Origin of the sequence: Enterobacter cloacae complex sp. 2024EL-00214 (genome assembly GCF_043945575.1) — a bacterium.
Classification (GTDB): Bacteria; Pseudomonadota; Gammaproteobacteria; order Enterobacterales; family Enterobacteriaceae; genus Enterobacter; species Enterobacter cloacae_P.
On the sequence record NZ_JBIMRC010000009.1, the window covers coordinates 72999 to 91670 of the forward strand.

The 18672-nt window shown below is 55.8% G+C and carries 19 protein-coding genes; 9 read left to right on the forward strand and 10 right to left on the reverse strand.

What is annotated here, in order from left to right; all coding sequences use genetic code 11:
• The first annotated feature begins 172 nt into the window (after positions 1–172).
• Entirely contained in the window at positions 173–2278 is a 2106-nt protein-coding gene (gene cstA / locus ACHHZ6_RS12165) for a pyruvate/proton symporter CstA (RefSeq protein ID WP_182919568.1), read from the forward strand.
• Positions 2279–2337: 59 nt separating this feature from the next.
• A complete protein-coding gene (locus tag ACHHZ6_RS12170; RefSeq protein WP_006809671.1) occupies positions 2338–2535 on the forward strand; it encodes a YbdD/YjiX family protein in 198 nt (65 codons plus the stop codon).
• Here the strand turns inward: ACHHZ6_RS12170 and ACHHZ6_RS12175 are convergent.
• The 4 genes from ACHHZ6_RS12175 to ACHHZ6_RS12190 all read right to left on the reverse strand — a co-directional run bounded on the left by ACHHZ6_RS12175 (position 2532) and on the right by ACHHZ6_RS12190 (position 5286).
• Positions 2532–2936, reverse strand: coding sequence for a helix-turn-helix domain-containing protein (locus ACHHZ6_RS12175; RefSeq protein ID WP_182274069.1), 405 nt, complete (start codon positions 2934–2936; stop codon positions 2532–2534). The genes ACHHZ6_RS12170 and ACHHZ6_RS12175 overlap by 4 nt on opposite strands.
• Positions 2917–3213, reverse strand: a complete 297-nt coding sequence (locus ACHHZ6_RS12180) for a type II toxin-antitoxin system RelE/ParE family toxin (RefSeq protein ID WP_395122271.1) — start codon at positions 3211–3213, stop codon at positions 2917–2919. Before ACHHZ6_RS12180 ends, ACHHZ6_RS12175 begins: the two co-directional genes overlap by 20 nt.
• Positions 3214–3396: 183 nt before the next feature.
• On the reverse strand, positions 3397–4140 hold the full coding sequence (locus ACHHZ6_RS12185) for an SDR family NAD(P)-dependent oxidoreductase (RefSeq protein ID WP_182919570.1): 744 nt from the start codon (positions 4138–4140) through the stop codon (positions 3397–3399).
• 57 nt (positions 4141–4197) lie between these two features.
• A complete protein-coding gene (locus ACHHZ6_RS12190) occupies positions 4198–5286 on the reverse strand; it encodes an oxidoreductase (RefSeq protein WP_395122272.1) in 1089 nt (362 codons plus the stop codon).
• Positions 5287–5446: 160 nt separating this feature from the next.
• On the opposite strand from ACHHZ6_RS12190, the gene ACHHZ6_RS12195 reads away from it, so the two are divergent.
• From ACHHZ6_RS12195 to ACHHZ6_RS12210, 4 genes are read left to right on the forward strand one after another with little or no spacing between them, the layout of a single operon-like run.
• Positions 5447–6949, forward strand: a complete 1503-nt coding sequence (locus tag ACHHZ6_RS12195; protein ID WP_395122273.1) for a sugar ABC transporter ATP-binding protein — start codon at positions 5447–5449, stop codon at positions 6947–6949.
• A complete protein-coding gene (locus ACHHZ6_RS12200; RefSeq protein WP_182274074.1) occupies positions 6946–7941 on the forward strand; it encodes an ABC transporter permease in 996 nt (331 codons plus the stop codon). Before ACHHZ6_RS12195 ends, ACHHZ6_RS12200 begins: the two co-directional genes overlap by 4 nt.
• A gap of 30 nt (positions 7942–7971) precedes the next feature.
• Positions 7972–9036, forward strand: coding sequence for a sugar ABC transporter substrate-binding protein (locus ACHHZ6_RS12205; RefSeq protein WP_182274075.1), 1065 nt, complete (start codon positions 7972–7974; stop codon positions 9034–9036).
• The gene (locus ACHHZ6_RS12210; protein WP_395122274.1) at positions 9033–10274 is read left to right on the forward strand and encodes an LVIVD repeat-containing protein; all 1242 of its coding nucleotides are present in this window, start codon (positions 9033–9035) and stop codon (positions 10272–10274) included. Before ACHHZ6_RS12205 ends, ACHHZ6_RS12210 begins: the two co-directional genes overlap by 4 nt.
• Positions 10275–10723: 449 nt before the next feature.
• Here the strand turns inward: ACHHZ6_RS12210 and mtnK are convergent, their stop codons facing one another.
• Entirely contained in the window at positions 10724–11923 is a 1200-nt protein-coding gene (gene mtnK / locus ACHHZ6_RS12215; protein WP_395122275.1) for an S-methyl-5-thioribose kinase, read from the reverse strand.
• Positions 11924–12028: 105 nt separating this feature from the next.
• Between mtnK and mtnA the strand changes: the two genes are divergently transcribed.
• Together mtnA and ACHHZ6_RS12225 are read left to right on the forward strand one after the other, a co-directional pair.
• Positions 12029–13045 carry an S-methyl-5-thioribose-1-phosphate isomerase gene (mtnA, locus tag ACHHZ6_RS12220; protein WP_395122276.1) on the forward strand — a complete coding sequence of 339 codons (1017 nt, stop codon included), beginning with the start codon at positions 12029–12031 and terminating at the stop codon, positions 13043–13045.
• Between the two features lie 45 nt (positions 13046–13090).
• Positions 13091–13561, forward strand: a complete 471-nt coding sequence (locus ACHHZ6_RS12225) for an SRPBCC family protein (RefSeq protein WP_182274079.1) — start codon at positions 13091–13093, stop codon at positions 13559–13561.
• 43 nt (positions 13562–13604) lie between these two features.
• Here ACHHZ6_RS12225 and ACHHZ6_RS12230 read toward each other — a convergent pair whose 3' ends face one another.
• Genes ACHHZ6_RS12230 through ACHHZ6_RS12240 form a run of 3 tightly spaced genes read right to left on the reverse strand, consistent with a single transcriptional unit; the run spans position 13605 to position 15444 of the window.
• Positions 13605–14147: an acireductone dioxygenase gene (locus ACHHZ6_RS12230; protein WP_196390972.1), complete on the reverse strand. Its 543-nt coding sequence runs from the start codon at positions 14145–14147 to the stop codon at positions 13605–13607.
• Complete coding sequence (mtnC, locus tag ACHHZ6_RS12235; RefSeq protein WP_182274081.1) at positions 14144–14833, reverse strand: acireductone synthase; 690 nt, start codon at positions 14831–14833, stop codon at positions 14144–14146. Before mtnC ends, ACHHZ6_RS12230 begins: the two co-directional genes overlap by 4 nt.
• Positions 14830–15444: a methylthioribulose 1-phosphate dehydratase gene (locus ACHHZ6_RS12240; RefSeq protein WP_182274082.1), complete on the reverse strand. Its 615-nt coding sequence runs from the start codon at positions 15442–15444 to the stop codon at positions 14830–14832. Before ACHHZ6_RS12240 ends, mtnC begins: the two co-directional genes overlap by 4 nt.
• 124 nt (positions 15445–15568) lie before the next feature.
• On the opposite strand from ACHHZ6_RS12240, the gene ACHHZ6_RS12245 reads away from it, so the two are divergent.
• Positions 15569–16729 (forward strand): pyridoxal phosphate-dependent aminotransferase, encoded by a 1161-nt coding sequence (locus tag ACHHZ6_RS12245; protein WP_395122277.1) that lies wholly within the window; start codon positions 15569–15571, stop codon positions 16727–16729.
• Here ACHHZ6_RS12245 and ACHHZ6_RS12250 read toward each other — a convergent pair whose 3' ends face one another.
• Together ACHHZ6_RS12250 and ACHHZ6_RS12255 are read right to left on the reverse strand one after the other, a co-directional pair.
• Positions 16730–17356, reverse strand: coding sequence for a ParB/RepB/Spo0J family partition protein (locus tag ACHHZ6_RS12250; RefSeq protein ID WP_182274084.1), 627 nt, complete (start codon positions 17354–17356; stop codon positions 16730–16732).
• On the reverse strand, positions 17341–18564 hold the full coding sequence (locus ACHHZ6_RS12255; protein ID WP_182274638.1) for a phosphoadenosine phosphosulfate reductase: 1224 nt from the start codon (positions 18562–18564) through the stop codon (positions 17341–17343). The genes ACHHZ6_RS12250 and ACHHZ6_RS12255 overlap by 16 nt, the downstream gene beginning before the upstream one ends.
• Positions 18565–18672: the final 108 nt, after the last annotated feature.

Below are 18672 nucleotides of genomic sequence, written 5' to 3' on the forward strand. Positions count from 1 at the left end.
AAAAAGATGAAAGTGTGATTTTTGGAACCATATCGAAAGTGATCGGCTTAACACTGTGGTGTAAATGTGTGGTTTGACCACGCATTATTGCGTTTCAAAGTTGTTAAATTTTGACTGTTGTTCTAGAAACAAAATGTAACATCTCACTGTTTCACTACAACGGACACCAATTATGAACAACTCAGGGAAATACCTTATATGGGCAGTGCTCTCCGTTGTGGGAGCACTTGCCCTGGGCTATATCGCCCTCAACCGGGGGGAACAGATCAATGCGCTCTGGATTGTTGTCGCTTCCGTCTGCATTTATCTGATCGCGTATCGTTTTTATGGCCGTTTTATCGCTACAAATGTGCTGGCGGTCGATGCCACGCGCATGACGCCCGCCGTGCGGCATAACGACGGTCTGGACTACGTTCCTACCGACAAAAAAGTGCTGTTTGGTCACCACTTTGCAGCCATCGCCGGGGCTGGCCCGCTGGTGGGGCCGGTACTGGCGGCGCAGATGGGCTATCTGCCGGGAATGATCTGGATCCTCGCAGGCGTAGTGCTGGCGGGTGCCGTGCAGGATTTTATGGTGCTGTTTGTCTCGACCCGCCGCGACGGGCGTTCGCTGGGTGATCTGGTGAAAGAGGAGATGGGCGCAACTGCCGGGGTGATTGCGCTGGTGGCGACCTTTATGATCATGGTTATCATCCTCGCGGTGCTGGCGATGATCGTGGTGAAAGCACTGACCCACAGCCCGTGGGGGACGTACACCGTCGCCTTTACCATTCCACTGGCTATTTTTATGGGGGTCTACATTCGCTATTTGCGCCCGGGGCGCATTGGTGAAGTGTCGGTGATTGGCCTGGTGTTCCTGGTGTTCGCTATTATCTCTGGCGGTTGGGTCGCCGAAAGCCCGACCTGGGCACCGTTCTTTGACTTTACCGGCGTACAGCTGACGTGGATGCTGGTGGGCTATGGCTTTGTGGCGGCAGTGCTACCGGTATGGCTGCTGTTAGCTCCGCGTGATTACCTCTCCACTTTCCTGAAAATCGGCACCATTGTGGGGCTGGCGATCGGCATTCTGATTATGCGCCCGACCCTGACCATGCCCGCGCTGACCAAATTCATTGACGGCACTGGCCCGGTCTGGACGGGTAACCTGTTCCCGTTCCTGTTTATCACTATCGCCTGTGGTGCCGTGTCTGGCTTCCACGCGCTGATTGCCTCTGGCACCACACCGAAGATGCTGGCGAATGAAAATCAGGCCTGCCTGATTGGCTACGGCGGCATGCTGATGGAGTCCTTCGTGGCGATCATGGCGCTGGTGTCGGCCTGTATTATCGACCCGGGTGTGTACTTTGCGATGAACAGCCCGATGGCGGTGCTGGCTCCGGCCGGAACCGTTGATGTGGTGGCTTCTGCCGCGCAGGTGGTGAGCGGCTGGGGCTTTGCCATTACCCCTGACACGTTAACCAGTATTGCGAATGAAGTGGGTGAGCAGTCGATCATCTCCCGTGCGGGCGGTGCGCCAACGCTGGCGGTAGGGATGGCTTACATTCTTCATGGCGCACTGGGCGGGCTGATGGATGTGTCGTTCTGGTATCACTTCGCCATTCTGTTTGAAGCGCTGTTCATCCTGACGGCGGTAGATGCCGGTACGCGTGCCGCGCGCTTTATGCTACAGGACTTGCTGGGGGTGATCTCCCCGAACCTGAAGCGCACCGATTCGTTACCGGCAAACCTGCTGGCAACCGCGCTGTGCGTGCTGGCGTGGGGCTACTTCCTGTATCAGGGAGTGGTGGATCCGCTGGGTGGGATTAACACCCTGTGGCCGCTGTTCGGTATCGCCAACCAGATGCTGGCCGGGATGGCGCTGATGCTGTGTGCCGTGGTGCTGTTCAGGATGAAACGCCAGCGTTATGCGTGGGTGGCGTTGCTGCCAACCGCCTGGCTGTTGATTTGTACCCTGACGGCAGGCTGGCAGAAAGCCTTCAGTCCGGATAATAAAGTCGGTTTCCTGGCGATTGCTAACAAGTTCCAGGCGATGATCGACAGCGGTAAGATCCCGGCGCAGTATACGGAATCACAGCTTTCGCAACTGGTGTTTAACAACCGTCTGGATGCCGGGTTGACCATCTTCTTTATGGTGGTGGTTGTGGTGCTGGCGTTGTATTCTCTGAAGACCGCGCTGGCGGCGCTGAAAGAAGACAAGCCGACGGCGAAAGAGACGCCGTACGAACCAATGCCTGAGAACCTGGAAGAGATTGTGACCCAGGCGAAAGGGGCGCATTGATCCCCCTCACCCTAACCCTCTCCCCACAGGGGAGAGGGGACAAAAACGAGAAACTGACTATGTTCGACACCCTCTCCAAAGCAGGCAAATACTTAGGCCAGGCCGCCAAAATGATGATTGGCGTGCCGGATTACGATAACTACGTCGAACATATGCGCGTCAATCATCCGGACCAGACGCCGATGACCTACGAAGAATTTTTCCGCGATCGCCAGGATGCCCGCTACGGCGGCAAGGGCGGTGCGAAGTGTTGTTAACCCTCTTTTGGTAAATAGAGGCTGATCTGTTCCTGCTTACAACCGTAGATTGCCGCCAGCTTTTCGCGGGTGCGCTTTTGTGGGCGAGAGTCGAGAGCTTCAAGCTGTGACACGGCAGACTGGCTGATGCCGAGTTTATCGGCCACTTCCTGCTGGGATAAACCGCGCAGGATACGCCAGGCGGCCTGCAGGCTGACGTCCTGCCAGGTCATGATACTGCAGACCTCCCCAGGCAATTCAACGTCATCCAAACTATCGTGTTCGACTTCAATATCCTCCAGATCGTCGTCGGTTTCGTCGTCGATCTCTGCCATCTGTAAGCACATACGAAAGTATTCGTCATAGGGAATAACCACATACTGCGTTTTCCCTTCATCGTCCTTAATTAGCTGAACAGCCATAGGGAGTATTCTCCTCGTGCAGGTAAGTTTTTGATGTTCTAAGTTTAACGGCCAAAACATAGCAATCGTTATTGGGATCACCTCGAAGCGTAATCACAATGCGGTAATCACCCACGCGTAACCGAAAAAGATTTTCTGAAACCGATATTTTTTTGATATCGGATCGGGGAGCCGAACGGTCATCCAGCTCTGCGAGCTTAACCTCAATGCGCCGATGATAACGGCCATCGATTTTGGTAAGCGCTTTCTTTGCACCATTTGACCAGACAATCTTCATCCGTACCTCCACTGTACGCCCACACAAAATATAAGGAAATAATAAGACTATTAGATAAATTCTGAATTTCTTATGGGGCACTGTAGAGCGGAGAAACTGCGGGGGGTAGAGGCAAAATGCGAACCTTCGTGACGGCTCGAAAACACCTCCGCCAGGCGACAGAGGTGTGCAGTAAATTTGCGATCAGGCGTTCAACCCCCCGTCCACGTCCAGCCCCGTGCCGGAGATCTGTCCGGCAGCCGGGCTTGCGAGGAAGGTGACGGCGGCAGCGATGTCTTCCGGCTGGCCGTAATGACCCACGGCAATCATCTGACGCTGCGCTTCAGCCTGTTCACCGTCTTCCGGGTTCATATCACTGTTTGTTGGGCCAGGATGCACAAGGTTAACGGTAATGCCGCGTGGCCCCAGATCGCGAGCCAGGCCACGGGTGAAGGAGTTAAGTGCAGATTTGGTCATCGAATAGACTGAAATGCCAGGCATTGCCACGCGGTTTGCCAGACAGCTGCCGATGTTGATAATGCGCCCGCCGTCGGACATATGCACCAGCGCTTCCTGGGTGGTTAGCACCACGCCGCGAATATTGACGTTGATCAGGGCGTCAATGTCTGCCAGCGTCATGGACTCCAGCGGGCCGCCGCGCGCAATCCCGGCGTTGTTGACCAAAATATCCAGCCCACCGAGGGAGCGTGCAGCATTCGTGACGGCATCCTGAATGGCCCGTGCGCTGGCACTGTCAGCCTGAATGGCCTCGCTATGCCGCCCGAGCGCCTTTATCTCATCGGCGACTGCATGGGCTTTATCGACGGATTTTTCATACGTAATAATCACATCGGCACCGGCGCGCGCCAGCGATAGGGCAATCGCACGACCCAGCCCACGGCTGGCACCGGTAACCAGCGCCTTTTTACCTGTTAAATCGATCTGCATGATGACCTCGTTGAGAAAGTGGTGAGAATCATCATTAGGTATAGACGGTCGACGCTATTAACGGTTGAAGGATTCTACCTTCTCAAACGCAGCGCGCAGAACGTCAGGGGTTAGCTCAACCGGTAAAAAGTGAATCGACTCTACCGGGCGCAGGGTATGGGCAATGACCTTGTCCAGTTCGTCGCGGTTGTTGATATCGACATCCAGCTCACGAAGCCGGGTCGGCAGGTTAAAGCGCTGATATGCCGCCACCAGCTGTGCCAGTACGTCGTCCTGGCCGAGCAGGGCGCTTTGCACCAGGATCCCGTAGGCCACTTTGGTACCGTGCAGGTATTGTTCCGTCTGCGGCAACACGGTTAAACCGTTATGTACCGCATGTGCAGCCGCCACGCGGGTATAGCGTTCACCCAGACCGCCGACCATACCGCCACCGGCAATAATCGCGTCCACCACATCCCTGAACGCCTGCGTCGGTTCGCCACGCTGCTGGTCGGCCAGGGCTTCTTCACTGTGCTCCAGCAGGACATCGCGGATAGTCAGCGCACCGTTGATCCCCAGACGTACGGTCAGCGGCAGCTTTTCAGGCTGAGGAGCCAGGACCACCGCTTCGTACCACTTCGCCAGCGTATCGCCGATGCCCGCCAGCAGGTATTCCGCCGGGGCGTTAAGAATGATGTGCGGCTCCACCAGCACCAGGAAATTGGCATCGTCGAAAATCTCAAACTGTAGCGCCTGACCGGCGTCGTTATACCACACGGAAAGTGGCGTCCACGCGGCGCAGGTGGCAGCGATGGTCGGAATGGCGACAACCGGCACACCCAGACGGCGTGCCACCGCTTTGGCGGTATCGAGCAGTGCGCCGCCGCCAACGCCAATCACCACACTGGCATCACCGCCGGAGCGATTCACCAGGTGGGTGACGTCACGCTCGCTGCAGTGACCTTTAAACAGCAGATGTTTTGCACCTGGTGCGTTAAAGCTCTCCGGCAGGAAGGGGCGGGCACCTTCGATTGCGCGTTCGCCGTAGATCCACACCGCGCGGGAAAGCTGTTCCGGGGTAAAGAAATCATTCAGATGCGCAAAGCTTCCGGGGTGAGAGAAGTAGTTTGCCGGGCCGGGTACGACACGGATATAGGTATTGCTCATGTGGTTTTCCTTTTTTAGGGCGCGCTAACCCGATGTTATGTCTGGACATCTAGATGGCTAATAATATTTGGCTTTATCTTATGCCTTTTCCGTCGTTGTCAGTCAACCGGAGCTGTGAAAAATTCAATAAATCAAAATATTAATGAAGGATTTTACGCGGATGGTTTCCAGTCGCCTTGAGATGCGCGGTATCAGCCTGGCCTTTTCCGGTTTTCAGGCGTTGTCGCGCGTGGACTTCACGTTAACCGGCGGTTCCGTGCATGCGCTGACCGGAGCAAACGGTGCGGGGAAATCGACGCTGATGGCGGTGTTGTGCGGGACTCACGATCATTATGAAGGAGAGATCTGCATTAACAACCAGCCGGTGACGATCCGTGAGCCTCTCGATGCAAAACGGCTGGGGGTCCACCTGGTACAGCAGGAAGTGGACGTCGCGCTGATCCCGGGGTTGAGCATTGCCGAAAATATCATGCTCGACCAGCTGGCGCAGCCGGGACACCGCTATAACTGGCGCGCTATCCGCCAGCAGGCGAGACAGGCACTGGCTCAGCTGGATGTTTCCCTTGATGTTCGCCGCGCTATCGACAGCTGCACGCTGGCTGAAAAGCAGCAGATTTTGCTGGCGCGGGCGCTGTCGCACCACTGCCGTTTTTTAATTCTGGATGAGCCTACTGCGCCGCTGGATAGCCACGAGAGCGAACGCCTGTTTGCCGTGGTAAGACGCCTGCAACAGCAGGGCATTGGCGTGGTGTTTATCTCCCACCGTATTCATGAGCTGAAAGCCATCTGCGACACCCTGACGGTACTGCGCGACGGCAGGCTGATTGAGTCCGGCCCGATGGCGGATCTCAGCGGTGAAGACATTGTTGAGAAGATGCTCGGCCACGTGCTGAGCGATATCTATCCGCCTGCGCGTCCGCCTCACAGCGAAGAGACATTGCTGCGGGTGGAAGGGCTACACGACGACGCGTTGCTGAAGGATATCTCTCTGCATCTGCGTAAAGGGGAGATCCTCGGCATTGCCGGGCTGGCGGGGGCGGGTAAAACCGAACTCTGTAAAGCGCTGTTTGGTGCCACGAAAAGCCGCGTGGCGCGCGGTGAACTGAACCATCAGCCCTGGCAGCCGCGCGACCCGGCAGACTCGGTGCTGCGCGGTCTGGCGCTGGTGCCTGAAGAACGGCGTAAAGAGGGCATCTTTATTGATGAGCCGGTGAGCGTGAATCTGGCGGTGACGGCGGATAACAGCTTCTCGCGCTGGAGTCTGTTCGGTCATCGCCAGGCGTGGCGCTGGGCGGAAGAGGTCATTGCCCGCATAGGGATACGGGCGCGAGGGCCGGGGCAGGTACTGCGGCGTCTTTCCGGTGGCAACCAGCAGAAGGTCGCTATCGGAAAATGGCTGCGTAACGATGCCAGCGTTTTAATGTTTGACGAGCCGACGAAAGGCGTGGATGTGAAAGCCAAAACCGATCTGTTCAGGCTTATCGACGGCCTGGCACGCGAGGGCAAAGGGGTGATTTACGCCTCCGGTGAATTCGCTGAACTGGTGGGGCTGTGCGACCGCATTTGTGTGCTGTGGGATGGACGCATCGTGGCGGAAATTGCCGGGGCTGAGGCCCGTGAAGAGACACTACTTTACTATTCAACCGGAGGAACGGCGTCGTGAGCAAAGCCCTTTCAGTAACGGCGGCGGCATCTGGCCGTCAGCAAATTTTTGATTTTCTCTATAAGTGGGGCATGTTGCTGACCGTCGTCGCGCTGGTGGCCGTCTTTGGCCTGGCATCGGACAACTTCCTCGATCCGAACAACATCATCAATATTCTGCGCTCGATTGCCATTGTAACGGTGATCGCCATTGGCGTGTCGGTTTCGCTGACCATCGGTGGGTTTGATCTCTCTGTGGGATCAACCGCATCGCTGGCTAACGCATTGGTGATTTCGCTGTTCGTCTGGCACGGCTTCGGCACCACCGAATCGATTCTGATCACCCTTGCGCTCTGTACGCTGGTAGGGCTGTTCAATGCGTTTCTGATCGTCATCCTGCGTATTCCGGACATGCTGGCCACGCTGGCCAGCCTGTTTGTGATTCAGGGTGTGGCGATGACCTACAGCTATGGTGGTTCGATTACCGAGAACATGGTGCTGCCGGGCGGCGATATGGCCGAAGGAACCATTCCGGCGACGTTCAGCCTGCTGGGGCAGGTACCGACCATCGTGATTATCATGCTGGTGGTGACAGTGCTGGCACAGCTCGCTCTGTCGCTGACCACCCACGGCCGCCGTATGTATGCCATTGGCGGCAACCCGGAGGCGGCACGCCTCTCCGGTATTCGCACCACGCGCTACAAAGTGGCGGCCTACGTGATTGCCTCTCTGCTGGCAGGGTTGGGCGGCATTTTGCTGGCCTCGCGCATTGGCTCGTCGCAGGTGAATGCCGGTGGCGGTTATCTGATGGATGCGGTGGCGGCAGCGTGGATTGGTTTCTCACTGGCCGGGTCAGGTAAACCGAACGCGCTCGGGACGCTGGTGGGAGCGGTCATTCTTGGCGTGCTGTCGAACGGTCTGGTGATGCTTTCGGTGCCGTACTACGCAATGGACATTATAAAAGGGCTGGTGCTCGCCGTGGCGCTGGCGATTACCTACATACAAAAACGTTAACGATTTATAACAACACAACGGGATAACAGAATGAAAAAAATCGCACTCTCATTGGTGGCATTAGGGTTATTGACTTCTCTGCCGGGTTTCGCGGCGACATCTGCGGCGGTTCCGGCCGCGATTGCAAACCACGAAGGCCCGATCCGCATTGCGGTGATCCGTAATCTTGGCTCTGATGACAACACCACGCAGTTTGTTGCCGGGGCGGTTCAGGAAGGGAAGAAGCTCGGCTTTAAAGTCAGCACCTTTTTAAGTAACGGTGATGACGCCAAATTCCAGGACTTCGTCAACCAGGCGATCAGCCAGAAATATGACGGGATTATTCTCTCTCAGGGGCGTGATCCGTATGCGACCGCGCTGGTGAAAAAAGCGGTGGATGCGGGCATCAAAGTCTCGGTGTTTGATACTGCCGTCAACGGCGAAATCCCGGGTGTGACGGTCACCCGGCAGGACGACGCGTCCCTGACCAACCTCTCCTTCGGCCAGTTAGCGAAAGATTTCAACGGCAAAGCCAATATCGTGAAGCTGTGGGTAGCAGGCTTCCCGCCGATGGAACGTCGCCTGACGGCGTATAAAGCACTGCAAAAGCAATACCCGGGCATCAAAGAGCTGGAATCTATCGGTGCGGTGTCTTCTGACGTGCAGGGCGATACTGCCAACAAAGTGGGGGCGATTCTGGCGAAATACCCGAAAGGCAAAATCGACGCCATCTGGGGAACCTGGGATGCCTTCAGCCAGGGCGCTTACAAAGCCCTGAAAGAGAACGGCCGTACCGAAATCAAACTCTACAGTATCGACATTTCCAACCAGGATCTGCAGCTGATGCGTGAATCCGGTAGCCCGTGGAAAGTGAGTGTGGCGGTGGATCCGAAGCTGATTGGTGCCACCAACGTGCGTCTGATTGCCAACAAGATTGCCGGTGAAACCACGCCTGCGACCTACGATTTTAAAGCGGCTGCTATTCCTCAGGCGCTGCTGACCGCGCAGCCAGGCGCGGTGAACGTGGCGTCGCTGGGTAAAATCATTCCGGGCTGGGGTCAGACCGAAGATTTTATCGCGCCGTGGTTTGCGACGCTGGAAGCGAAAAATAAATGAGCGTGCTTCCAGCGCCCGAATACAGCCGCAATATGCGGCTGATTGGCCATAGTGACCAGGGTGGTCGACCGGATGGCGTACAGCTGATGGTACATCGCGGTTTTGCGTACATCGGTCATATGGTGTCGCAAGGCTTTTCGATTGTGGACGTGCGCGACCCGAAAAATCCCAAAGCCGCAGGTTATGTGCCTGCGCCGCCTGGCACCTGGAATGTGCATCTTCAGGCGCACGACGACCTGCTGCTGGTGATTAACGCCCGGGATCTGTTTGCCGATGCCCGTTTCGCGGATGAGAAGGTTTACTACACCCGTCAGGTGGGGGAAACCGTTAGTGATGTCCTGGACCAGGGCTGGAGCGCCGGGCTGCGCGTATTTGATATCTCCACGCCGGATAAGCCGCGTGAAATTGGTTTTCTGTCGCTTAACGGCATTGGCATTCACCGCATCTGGTACGTCGGTGGGCGCTGGGCGTACGTTTCAGCGCTGATCGACGGATTTACTGATTACATTTTCCTGACCATCGATCTGGCCGATCCGCGTAAACCTGAAGTGGCGGGGCGCTGGTGGCTGCCGGGGATGCACCAGGCCGAAGGTGAACAGCCGGACTGGCCGGAAGGTAAACGCTATGCGCTGCACCACGCGATTATCGCCGGTGATACCGCCTATGGGAGCTGGCGCGATGGTGGGCTAACATTGCTGGACGTAAAAGACAGAACCCGGCCGAAGCTGATTAGTCATCGCAACTGGAGCCCACCGTTTGGTGGCGGCACGCATACCGCGCTGCCGTTACCGGACCGCGACCTGCTGGTGGTGCTGGATGAAGCGGTACTCGATAACCAGGAAGATGGCGAGAAGCTGATCTGGCTGTTTGATATTCGTGAGCCGTCCAACCCGGTCAGTATCTCTACTTTCCCGCAGCCGGAGGAAATCGACTACGTGGCAAAAGGCGCGCATTTTGGCCCGCATAATCTTCACGAGAATCGACCCGGAAGCTTTGTCAGCTCAACGCTGATTTTCGCGACATATCAGAATGCAGGCGTGCGCGCGTACGATATTTCGAACCCGTATCGTCCCGTTGAAACCGGTGCGCTGGTACCTGCAGCGCCGGAGAGGATGATGGATACGCGTCCGAATCGCCCGCAGGTGATCCAGTCGTGTGATGTATTTGTGGATGCACAGGGGATTATCTACAGCACGGATTATAACGGCGGGTTGTCGGTGATTGAGTATTTGGGATGAGAGCGGTCAGATGCCCTCACCCGAACCCTCTCCCACAGGGCTGAGGGTTCCCCAGTAATTTTGTTCTTCTTAAGCAATTAAACTATTTCATTGAAATATAAGACTTATAGCGACTCCATGGTCCGGCTGAAAATCGCCGAAGCGTTTCCGTAAGGCCGGGGCGAGGCGCAGGGATGCCCGACCCGAAGCCTGAAGGAATAAGCTGAGGGTACCGCGCAGCGGCGATTTTCCTGCCGGGAGCCCGGGTTGCCAGGGCGGTGGCGGTGAACCGCCCTGGCACGTTCACTTGTATCGTCGTTACAGAGTAGCAATCAACATAAAGTGAACGGAATAACCACTACTGCTTTATATTCCCCCTCACCCCAGCCCTCTCCCTCAAGGGAGAGGGGGTATTCTGTGCCAACCTGTAATTTGTGGGGATCACTCAACCCACAGGGAGAGGGAGAAAATCAGCTGTACTGACGCACCCGCGCCACCAGTTCTTCCACGCTGTCGATGCGTCCGGCAATCACAATCAGTGCTTTGCCAAGCGTAATGGCGTGGCGCAGGCATTCGTGGCGCATGGCATCGTCCTGAATGGTATCGATATCCGCCACGTGGGAAAGCCCCACGCTGCGGCGGATCAGTTCGGTACCGCAGAAACCAATCGCGTCCTTCCACACCTTTTTCAGATATTCAGAGGCATATCCCGGTGCGCTAAGCGCGGCATCACGGGTTTTCTCGTTTGCCAGCGCCAGGAAGCGTTCCGCGAAAGTATTCCACAGTACCTGAATATCGGTCAGACGCTGTTCACGGGCGGCCGCGGCATCGCGAATGCCCAGATGCCCCGGCAGGCCGCAGAAGTTCAGCAGCAGGTTACCGATGGCGGTGCCCACGTCAAAACCGATCGGGCCGAAGTAACCGAACTCGGCGTCGATAGCTTTCAGACTGCCATCCGCCACGAAAATTGAGCCGCTGTGAATGTCCCCGTGCAGCAACGCTTCAGCCTGGGAGAAGAAGCGGTGCTTCAGGGACGCCACGGCAATTTTCAGCTGGGCGTCATCGCGCAGGGTAGCGACGTCATTTTCCAGCCCGGCCGGGTAATTGTTGCGCTCGTGGAGCTGGTACGGATCGTTGAAGAACAGATCTTCGGTGATCTCGCACATCTCCGGGTTAATGAATTTCGCGACCTGCGCTTTTTTCTCGTGCGGATGCAGATAAAAGTCGCTGGTGTGGAACAGCGTCTGGGCGAGATATTCACCCAGCTGGCGTGCAGCCTGCGGGTAGTCGTTGTTGTTGATCAACTCCCCGCGCCAGATGCGATGGCTGGAAAGATCTTCCATCACCATTACCGCCAGTGCCGGGTCATAGTGGTGAATTTTAACGGTGTACTGCGGGCAGTGCTGATAGTGCTCGACCAGGGTTTGCGCTTCCAGACGAGCGCGATCCAGCGTCAGCGGCCAGGATTCACCCACGCAGCGCACATAGGGCAGTGCCTGCTTGACGATGATGCGGCTTACACCGTCATTATCGAAAATTTTGAACACCAGATTGAGGTTGCCGTCGCCCACTTCCTGCGCCTCTACCAGCGATGATGGGTTATCGAGGCCGCCAAACTGCCTGGCATACTCCACGGCGTCCTGGGCGGTAAAGGTGTGATATTGCGACATTGCCGGTTCCTCATTGGTTTTGCTGATAAAGACATTTAGACGTCTATACATCTGGACTTCATCCTGACACAATGTGCTACAACAACGCAACAGGGAATTAACGACATGCAGACATTACAGACGACCAGCCTGCGGGTGGTGGATAATCAGCTATTTATTCTTGATCAACAGGCACTTCCGCAGGAGAAACGCTGGCTGGATGCCTCCACGACAGCGGCGCTGGTCGGCCATATTCATGCCCTGCGTGTGCGTGGTGCGCCACTGATTGGTCTTTCTGCAAGCGTGCTTCTGGCCCTGTTGGCGGAAAAGGGCAACAACCGCGACGCGCTGGCGGCAGCGCTGGAGACGCTGCGCGCTGCGCGTCCGACGGCGGTGAATCTGATGAACAACCTCGACCGTATGAAGCAAGCGCTGTGGCGAGAAGATTTCGTTCCTGCCCTGGTGGCTGAAGCACTGCGCCTGATCGACGAAGACAGGCAGCTTTGCGATGCCATCGCGAAAGCCGGTAGCACACTGGTGAAGCCCGGCAGTCAGTTGCTGACGCACTGTAATACTGGCGGGCTGGCAACGGCAGGTGTGGGGACGGCGCTGGGAGTGATTGCCCGCGCGCATCAGCAAGGCAACGTCAACAACGTCTGGGTAGATGAAACCCGTCCATTGCTGCAGGGTGGCAGACTGACCGCCTGGGAACTGGGTGAACTGGGCGTGCCGTATCAGCTGATTACCGATTCGATGGCCGCCAGCCTGATGGCAAAAGGGCTGGTGGACGCCGTGTGGGTGGGCGCTGACCGCATTGCCGCCAACGGCGACGTGGCGAACAAAATCGGTACCTATTCGCTGGCGGTGCTGGCGAAATTCCACGGTATCCCGTTCTACGTGGCTGCTCCGCATACCACGCTTGACCCGGATTGCCCGAACGGTGAAGCGATCCCCATTGAACAGCGTGCGGCCAGTGAAGTGACGGGCGTGGCCGGGAGCTTCGGTTCGGTGCAGTGGGCACCGGAAAACGCGCCGGTGTATAACCCGGCATTTGACGTTACGCCTGCGTCGCTCATCAGCGCCTGGGTGCTGGATACGGGCGTCGTTACGCCAGAAGAGGTTGCGAAAGGGAAATTTGCCTGAGTCCGGCTATCCTTTAAGGGTTTCCCTAAAAAAGAGGAGCCAAACGTGACTCTTGATCCCAGTACTGACTTAAAACTGGAACGCGTGGTGGATGCACCACGCGACCTGCTGTGGCTCTGCTGGACGACGCCAGAGCACATCAAAAACTTCTTTATTCCTGTTCCCCATAAGGTGACCGAATGTGACCTCGACCTGCGTGTGGGTGGGCGGTTCAACACCGTGTTTGAGGTGGATGGTCAGCGGATGGACAACAAGGGCGTTTTCCTCGAAATTGACCCAGGCAGGAAACTGGTCTTTACCGACGGTTACACCGAAGACTGGAAACCGGCGGAGAAACCGTTTATGACGGCAATCCTGCTGCTCGAAGATGCGGGTGAAGGCAAAACCCGCTATACGGCGATTGCGCGCCATCCATCGGCAGAAATTCGTGAACAGCATGAACAAATGGGCTTCCACGAAGGGTGGGGGATTGTGCTGGATCAGCTGGTGGCGTATGTGAAGGGGCTGAAACGGTAGTGCTTCTGGACGCCCTCTCCCACTGGGAGAGGGCGCTAAAGCGTCATGCGAGTTTCGGATACCCATCCGCAATATCATCCCCGGTAAACTGCGCAATCCAGCCCTCGGGGTTATCGAAAATACGAATGGCGGTAAAGTTCGGCTCTGAACCCATATCAAACCAGTGCGGCGTGCCTGCAGGCACCGAGATCAGGTCGTTTTTCTCGCACAGCACCTGATACACCTCATCGCCGATGTGCAGGCAGAACAAGCCTGCGCCTTCAACGAAGAAGCGCACTTCGTCTTCGCCGTGGGTGTGCTCGCTCAGGAACTTCGCGCGCAATGCTTCTTTCTGCGGGTTATCGGCCCGCAGGCTGATCACGTCCCAGCTCTGGTAACCTTTTTCCGTCACCAGTTTGTCGATCGCATGCTGATAGGCATTGATCACCGTTTCGGGCGCAGGATCGCGGCCTAAATCACGATCCGCGGCCCAGCGTTCAAAACGCACACCTTTGGCGTTGAGCTGTTGGGCGATCTCTGCGGCATTGGTGCTGTGCCACTGGTGCTTGCTGGCGTCTTTATCGGAATAAATGGTTAATGCGCTCATGAAGGGATCTGCTCCGGATTAATCTCGTCAAACTGGTGTACCTGATGATGATGACTTGCGCCGTCATCATCACCGCGAATCAGCTGCAGGGTGCGAAAACCTGCCTGCTCAGCGGCGTCCAGCTCCTGATGAATATCAGACAGGAACAGGATCTGCGACGGGGGGATCCCTGTTTGCGTTGCAATAGTCTGGTAAGACTGGACGTCGCGCTTGGCACCAATGTGGGTATCAAAGTAACCGCTGAACAGATGAGTAATATCACCTTCGTCACTGTAGCCAAATAACAGTTTCTGCGCCGCGACGGAGCCAGAGGAATAAACATAGAGATCAATGCCTTGTGCCTTCCATTTTTCCAGCGCAGGGAGCACATCCGGATAGAGATGGCCGGTAAAGTCGCCGTTGACGTAGCCGTCATGCCAGATGATCCCCTGCAGGGCCTTCAGTGCGGTCGATTTACGGTCTTCATCCATAAAGGCAAACAGCGCGTCGGTAAGCTCGCTGGCGCTGGCATGCGGATTGCTGATTTCATCACGCAGGTTGTCCAGAATCGATTTGACCGGTTCGGCGTATTGCTGGGCGGTCACGAAGGCCGCCAGTCGCTCACGCGCATAAGGGAACAAAACATCATGGACAAAACGGATATCGCTGGTCGTCCCTTCAATATCCGTCACAATCGCGCGAATCATACTCTCTCCAGTTGTCGTAAACGCATTTCACATTCAAATAAGAATTCTAATCCTTCCAGATGACGGCGGGCTTCTGCCACGTCACGTCCCCAGCAGGTTAAGCCATGACCGCGCAGAAGAAAACCATAATTAAGTGGGCGTTCCTGTGCGTAATGAGCGATTCGAGAGGCGAGGGCGTCAATATCCTGGTCGTTATCAAACACCGGGATGGCAACCGTATCCAGATGGGTGGTTTGCCCGGTGAGGGATTTTTGCATTTCAAAACCGCTAATTTTTAGCTCTGTTTCTTTGACCAGCCTGGAGAGTACCGTGGCGTTAACGGTGTGGACGTGCAGAACGGCGTTGGCCTCCGGGAACAGACGGTAGATCAGCGTATGTAGCCCGGTTTCTGCCGACGGCTTACGGCCAGACGGTGCGCGGTTGGTGGCGATCTCCACCTGCAGAAAATCTCCGGTTGTGAGGCTGCCTTTGTCTTTGCCGGATTCGCTGAGCCAGCACAGGTGTTCGTCCTGGCGTACTGACATGTTGCCGCCGGTTGCCGGAGCCCAGCCTTTTGCGCCAATCCAGCGGCAGGCGTCAACCAGGTGTGTGAGTTGCAGGTTGTCTGTCATGTTCCTTTTACCCCTTTCGGTCAGGAATATTTATAGCATATAGACGTCTAAGCGTCTTGATTGCCAAAGACTAACATCGTGTTATAGTGGCAGCAACATAAGTATTACAGGCAGGCACGACACAATGAGCAATAACGCATTGATTCCGCAGAGTAAGCTTCCCAACCTGGGGACGACCATCTTTACGCAAATGAGTGCGCTGGCACAGCAGCATAACGCCATTAACCTCTCGCAGGGGTTCCCGGATTTTGACGGCCCGAAATACTTGCAGGAGCGCCTGGCATACCACGTTGCACAGGGCGCAAACCAGTATGCACCAATGACGGGGGCACAGGTGCTGCGCGACGCCATTGCTGATAAAACCGCGGAGCTGTATGGCTATAAGCCAGACGCGAACAGCGACATCACGGTGACCGCAGGGGCGACCGAAGCACTGTATGCAGCCATTACGGCCCTGGTGCGTCAGGGTGACGAAGTGATCTGCTTTGAACCATGTTACGACAGCTATGCGCCCGCCGTTGCGCTGTCCGGCGGCGTGGTGAAACGCGTGGCGCTGCAGCCGCCGCATTTCCGCCCGGACTGGCAGGCTTTTGCCGCATTACTGAGTGAGAAAACCCGTCTGGTGATCCTTAATACGCCGCACAACCCGTCCGCGACGGTATGGCAAAAAGCGGATTTCACCGCGTTATGGCAAGCCATTGCTGAACGTGAAATCTTTGTGCTGAGCGATGAAGTGTATGAGCACATCTGCTTTGCCTCTGAAGGACATGTCAGTGTGCTGGCACATCCGCAGCTGCGGGAGCGCGCCATTGCCGTTTCGTCCTTTGGTAAAACCTACCACATGACCGGCTGGAAAGTGGGGTACTGCGTGGCTCCGGCCGCAATTAGCGCAGAACTGCGTAAAGTGCACCAGTACCTGACGTTTGCTGTGAACACGCCTGCTCAGCTGGCGCTGGCCGATATGCTGCGCGCTGAGCCAGCGCATTATCGTGACTTGTCCGGGTTTTACCGCACGCGCCGGGATCGGTTTGTGAATGCGCTCAGCCAAAGTCGCCTGGAGATTTTGCCCTGTGAAGGGACGTATTTCCTGCTGGCGGACTACAGCGCCATTTCGGATCTGGATGATGTGAGCTTCTGTCAGTGGCTGACTAAAGAGGTGGGCGTGGCGGCTATTCCGCTGTCGGTTTTCAGCGCCGACCCCTTCCCGCATAAACTGATCCGTCTCTGTTTTGCGAAACAGGAGTCGACGCTTCTCGCGGCGGCAGAGCGTCTGAATACGCTCTGATTATTTCACCGTCCAGGCTTCTGAGTAGCGACGGTCTGCAAACAGTTCCAGCAGGCCGTTGATCTGCTTCAGGCGCAGGACTTCGTCGCAGTCCATACCAAGCTCTTTCCCGATTTTCTCATCGCTCCAGCCCAACAGCGCCAGCTCACGCACAATGTCAGACATGGCGTTTATCTGGTGGCGACCGCGCGCACGGTTGTGGCGAATGGTCGCAGCCATCCGGTCAATCCTCTCCTGTCGTTCTTTACGCAGACAGGTTACCGGAAGATACCCTTTAAGCTGCTTTTTAAGCGTTGTTTTCTTTTTGCCAATTTCATGACGATGAAAACCATCGACAATTTCATAATGCTGCGGTTGATCTTCTGTCACCACGATAGGCTGCGTGAAACCGTCCAGCTCCAGCGACTGGCTGAGCAGCCGTTTTTCCGGGGGCGCAACGTTGTTGGGATTGTAATCATTGGCGGTGATATCTTCCTGTTTAATCCACAAAACACAGTCAACGGGCTGATCGCGAAAAGGGCTATTTTCATGTAGCGCCTTGCGAAAGGTATTGAGCGCGTCAATGCGCTGCTCTTCCGGAAGAGACTGTAGATAGCTATTCATTTCGTTGATTAATCGTTGTTGCATAAGATCCCCCATTCCATACGTTTTGATTTTATCCGGTCGCTGTATCGCTGATAGTGCTTTGGTTTATTGGGGCTAAAAGACAATGCCCGGCACCAGTAGTCATTATTCAGAAGTACCTTGCAGATGCGCCGCCACGAGGGAATATCCTTTGAGCCAATATCCCCTTCCTGCGTTTCGGGAATATCGGGCATGCCTTTTTTGCGGTACCAGTGCAAATACACGGCAATTTTGTTGCGGTAATGTTCTGATGTGTGTTGTGGCATGCTGTCGAGCAGCAAAAGGGCGTATTCCTGCCAGCTAAGGTGGGCCGGTTTGAGAATTTTGCGGTGGCCATAGAAATGATTGTCGTGACCGGCATAGATACCTCCGCTCCTGACACCGCTGACGCGTTCGCACATGGCTGCCCACCGCTCGGGTTCGACAACATGATAGAGCCATAGCCCCTGGCGTTGCTCGGGGCCAAAAGGTTCACAAATGCGCATGTAGCGCAGGGGGACCCCAGCCTGATACATCAGGTCGTACAATGTGTTATAGCTCGAACCGGTTTTTGCAAACCATGTCCAGATATCCGCGGTTTTCCAGTCATAGATCGGGTAGACATACCAGGCGTGCCCGCCGGGTGCCACCGTGGTCCAGGGTTTATCATCGGCAAAGCGCAGCTTGCGCGCGTTAGCGATGGCCAGGAAGCGGTTGTAGGATTCATCAGCACGGATACCGATCATAACGGCGGCAGGGCGGTTTTGAGAGAACCATTCGGAAAATGCACGGACAAAGGCTTCAAACGTCATCCCCTGCTGGTAGAAATCGAAATAGCCAGGATCGGTAATGGCATCGGACGGTGGCTGCCGGACCCAGTTTGTACCCGCTTCCCAGCACTGCCATTCCGGCTGAAACTGAGACAGGGAGTTTTGTGTTGTCAGGGGAAGAGCCACCCACCAGAAATTATCTATTACATCGTGAAAGTGGGTTCGCATATTTTCAATATGCTGGATGGTAGAGGTAAATTGTGCTTCCCAGTCAATGAACAGGACGTCAATTTTTCGCCGCATCCGGCGAGCGCATTCACAGGCAAGGTAAAGCATAACAGTCGAGTCCTTTCCTCCAGAAAATGAAATACACACTCTGGCAAAATTTTCGAGAGTCCAGGTCATTCGTTCCTGCGTCGCATTGAGGACATTCTGGTTAAGCGAGAGTTTATATAATGACATTTTCATCCTCTTCCTGAGTTATGTACGCTGGGCCAACGCTGTCTATTAACAGAGGTGGATAATATCATTTATTTTTTCAATGGGTTAGAGGATGTGTGAAAGAGTCTG

What these genes read in the sequence shown, in the direction of transcription:
- ACHHZ6_RS12250 (WP_182274084.1), bottom strand. Translation starts at nt 17,356, where the DNA reads ATGCAACAACGATTAATCAACGAAATGAATAGCTATCTACAGTCTCTT.
- ACHHZ6_RS12230 (WP_196390972.1), bottom strand. Translation starts at nt 14,147, where the DNA reads ATGAGCGCATTAACCATTTATTCCGATAAAGACGCCAGCAAGCACCAG.
- ACHHZ6_RS12255 (WP_182274638.1), bottom strand. Translation starts at nt 18,564, where the DNA reads ATGTCATTATATAAACTCTCGCTTAACCAGAATGTCCTCAATGCGACG.
- ACHHZ6_RS12210 (WP_395122274.1), top strand. Translation starts at nt 9,033, where the DNA reads ATGAGCGTGCTTCCAGCGCCCGAATACAGCCGCAATATGCGGCTGATT.
- mtnK (WP_395122275.1), bottom strand. Translation starts at nt 11,923, where the DNA reads ATGTCGCAATATCACACCTTTACCGCCCAGGACGCCGTGGAGTATGCC.
- mtnC (WP_182274081.1), bottom strand. Translation starts at nt 14,833, where the DNA reads ATGATTCGCGCGATTGTGACGGATATTGAAGGGACGACCAGCGATATC.
- ACHHZ6_RS12245 (WP_395122277.1), top strand. Translation starts at nt 15,569, where the DNA reads ATGAGCAATAACGCATTGATTCCGCAGAGTAAGCTTCCCAACCTGGGG.
- ACHHZ6_RS12180 (WP_395122271.1), bottom strand. Translation starts at nt 3,213, where the DNA reads ATGAAGATTGTCTGGTCAAATGGTGCAAAGAAAGCGCTTACCAAAATC.
- ACHHZ6_RS12175 (WP_182274069.1), bottom strand. Translation starts at nt 2,936, where the DNA reads ATGGCTGTTCAGCTAATTAAGGACGATGAAGGGAAAACGCAGTATGTG.
- ACHHZ6_RS12190 (WP_395122272.1), bottom strand. Translation starts at nt 5,286, where the DNA reads ATGAGCAATACCTATATCCGTGTCGTACCCGGCCCGGCAAACTACTTC.
- ACHHZ6_RS12240 (WP_182274082.1), bottom strand. Translation starts at nt 15,444, where the DNA reads ATGACAGACAACCTGCAACTCACACACCTGGTTGACGCCTGCCGCTGG.
- cstA (WP_182919568.1), top strand. Translation starts at nt 173, where the DNA reads ATGAACAACTCAGGGAAATACCTTATATGGGCAGTGCTCTCCGTTGTG.
- ACHHZ6_RS12205 (WP_182274075.1), top strand. Translation starts at nt 7,972, where the DNA reads ATGAAAAAAATCGCACTCTCATTGGTGGCATTAGGGTTATTGACTTCT.
- mtnA (WP_395122276.1), top strand. Translation starts at nt 12,029, where the DNA reads ATGCAGACATTACAGACGACCAGCCTGCGGGTGGTGGATAATCAGCTA.
- ACHHZ6_RS12185 (WP_182919570.1), bottom strand. Translation starts at nt 4,140, where the DNA reads ATGCAGATCGATTTAACAGGTAAAAAGGCGCTGGTTACCGGTGCCAGC.
- ACHHZ6_RS12170 (WP_006809671.1), top strand. Translation starts at nt 2,338, where the DNA reads ATGTTCGACACCCTCTCCAAAGCAGGCAAATACTTAGGCCAGGCCGCC.
- ACHHZ6_RS12195 (WP_395122273.1), top strand. Translation starts at nt 5,447, where the DNA reads ATGGTTTCCAGTCGCCTTGAGATGCGCGGTATCAGCCTGGCCTTTTCC.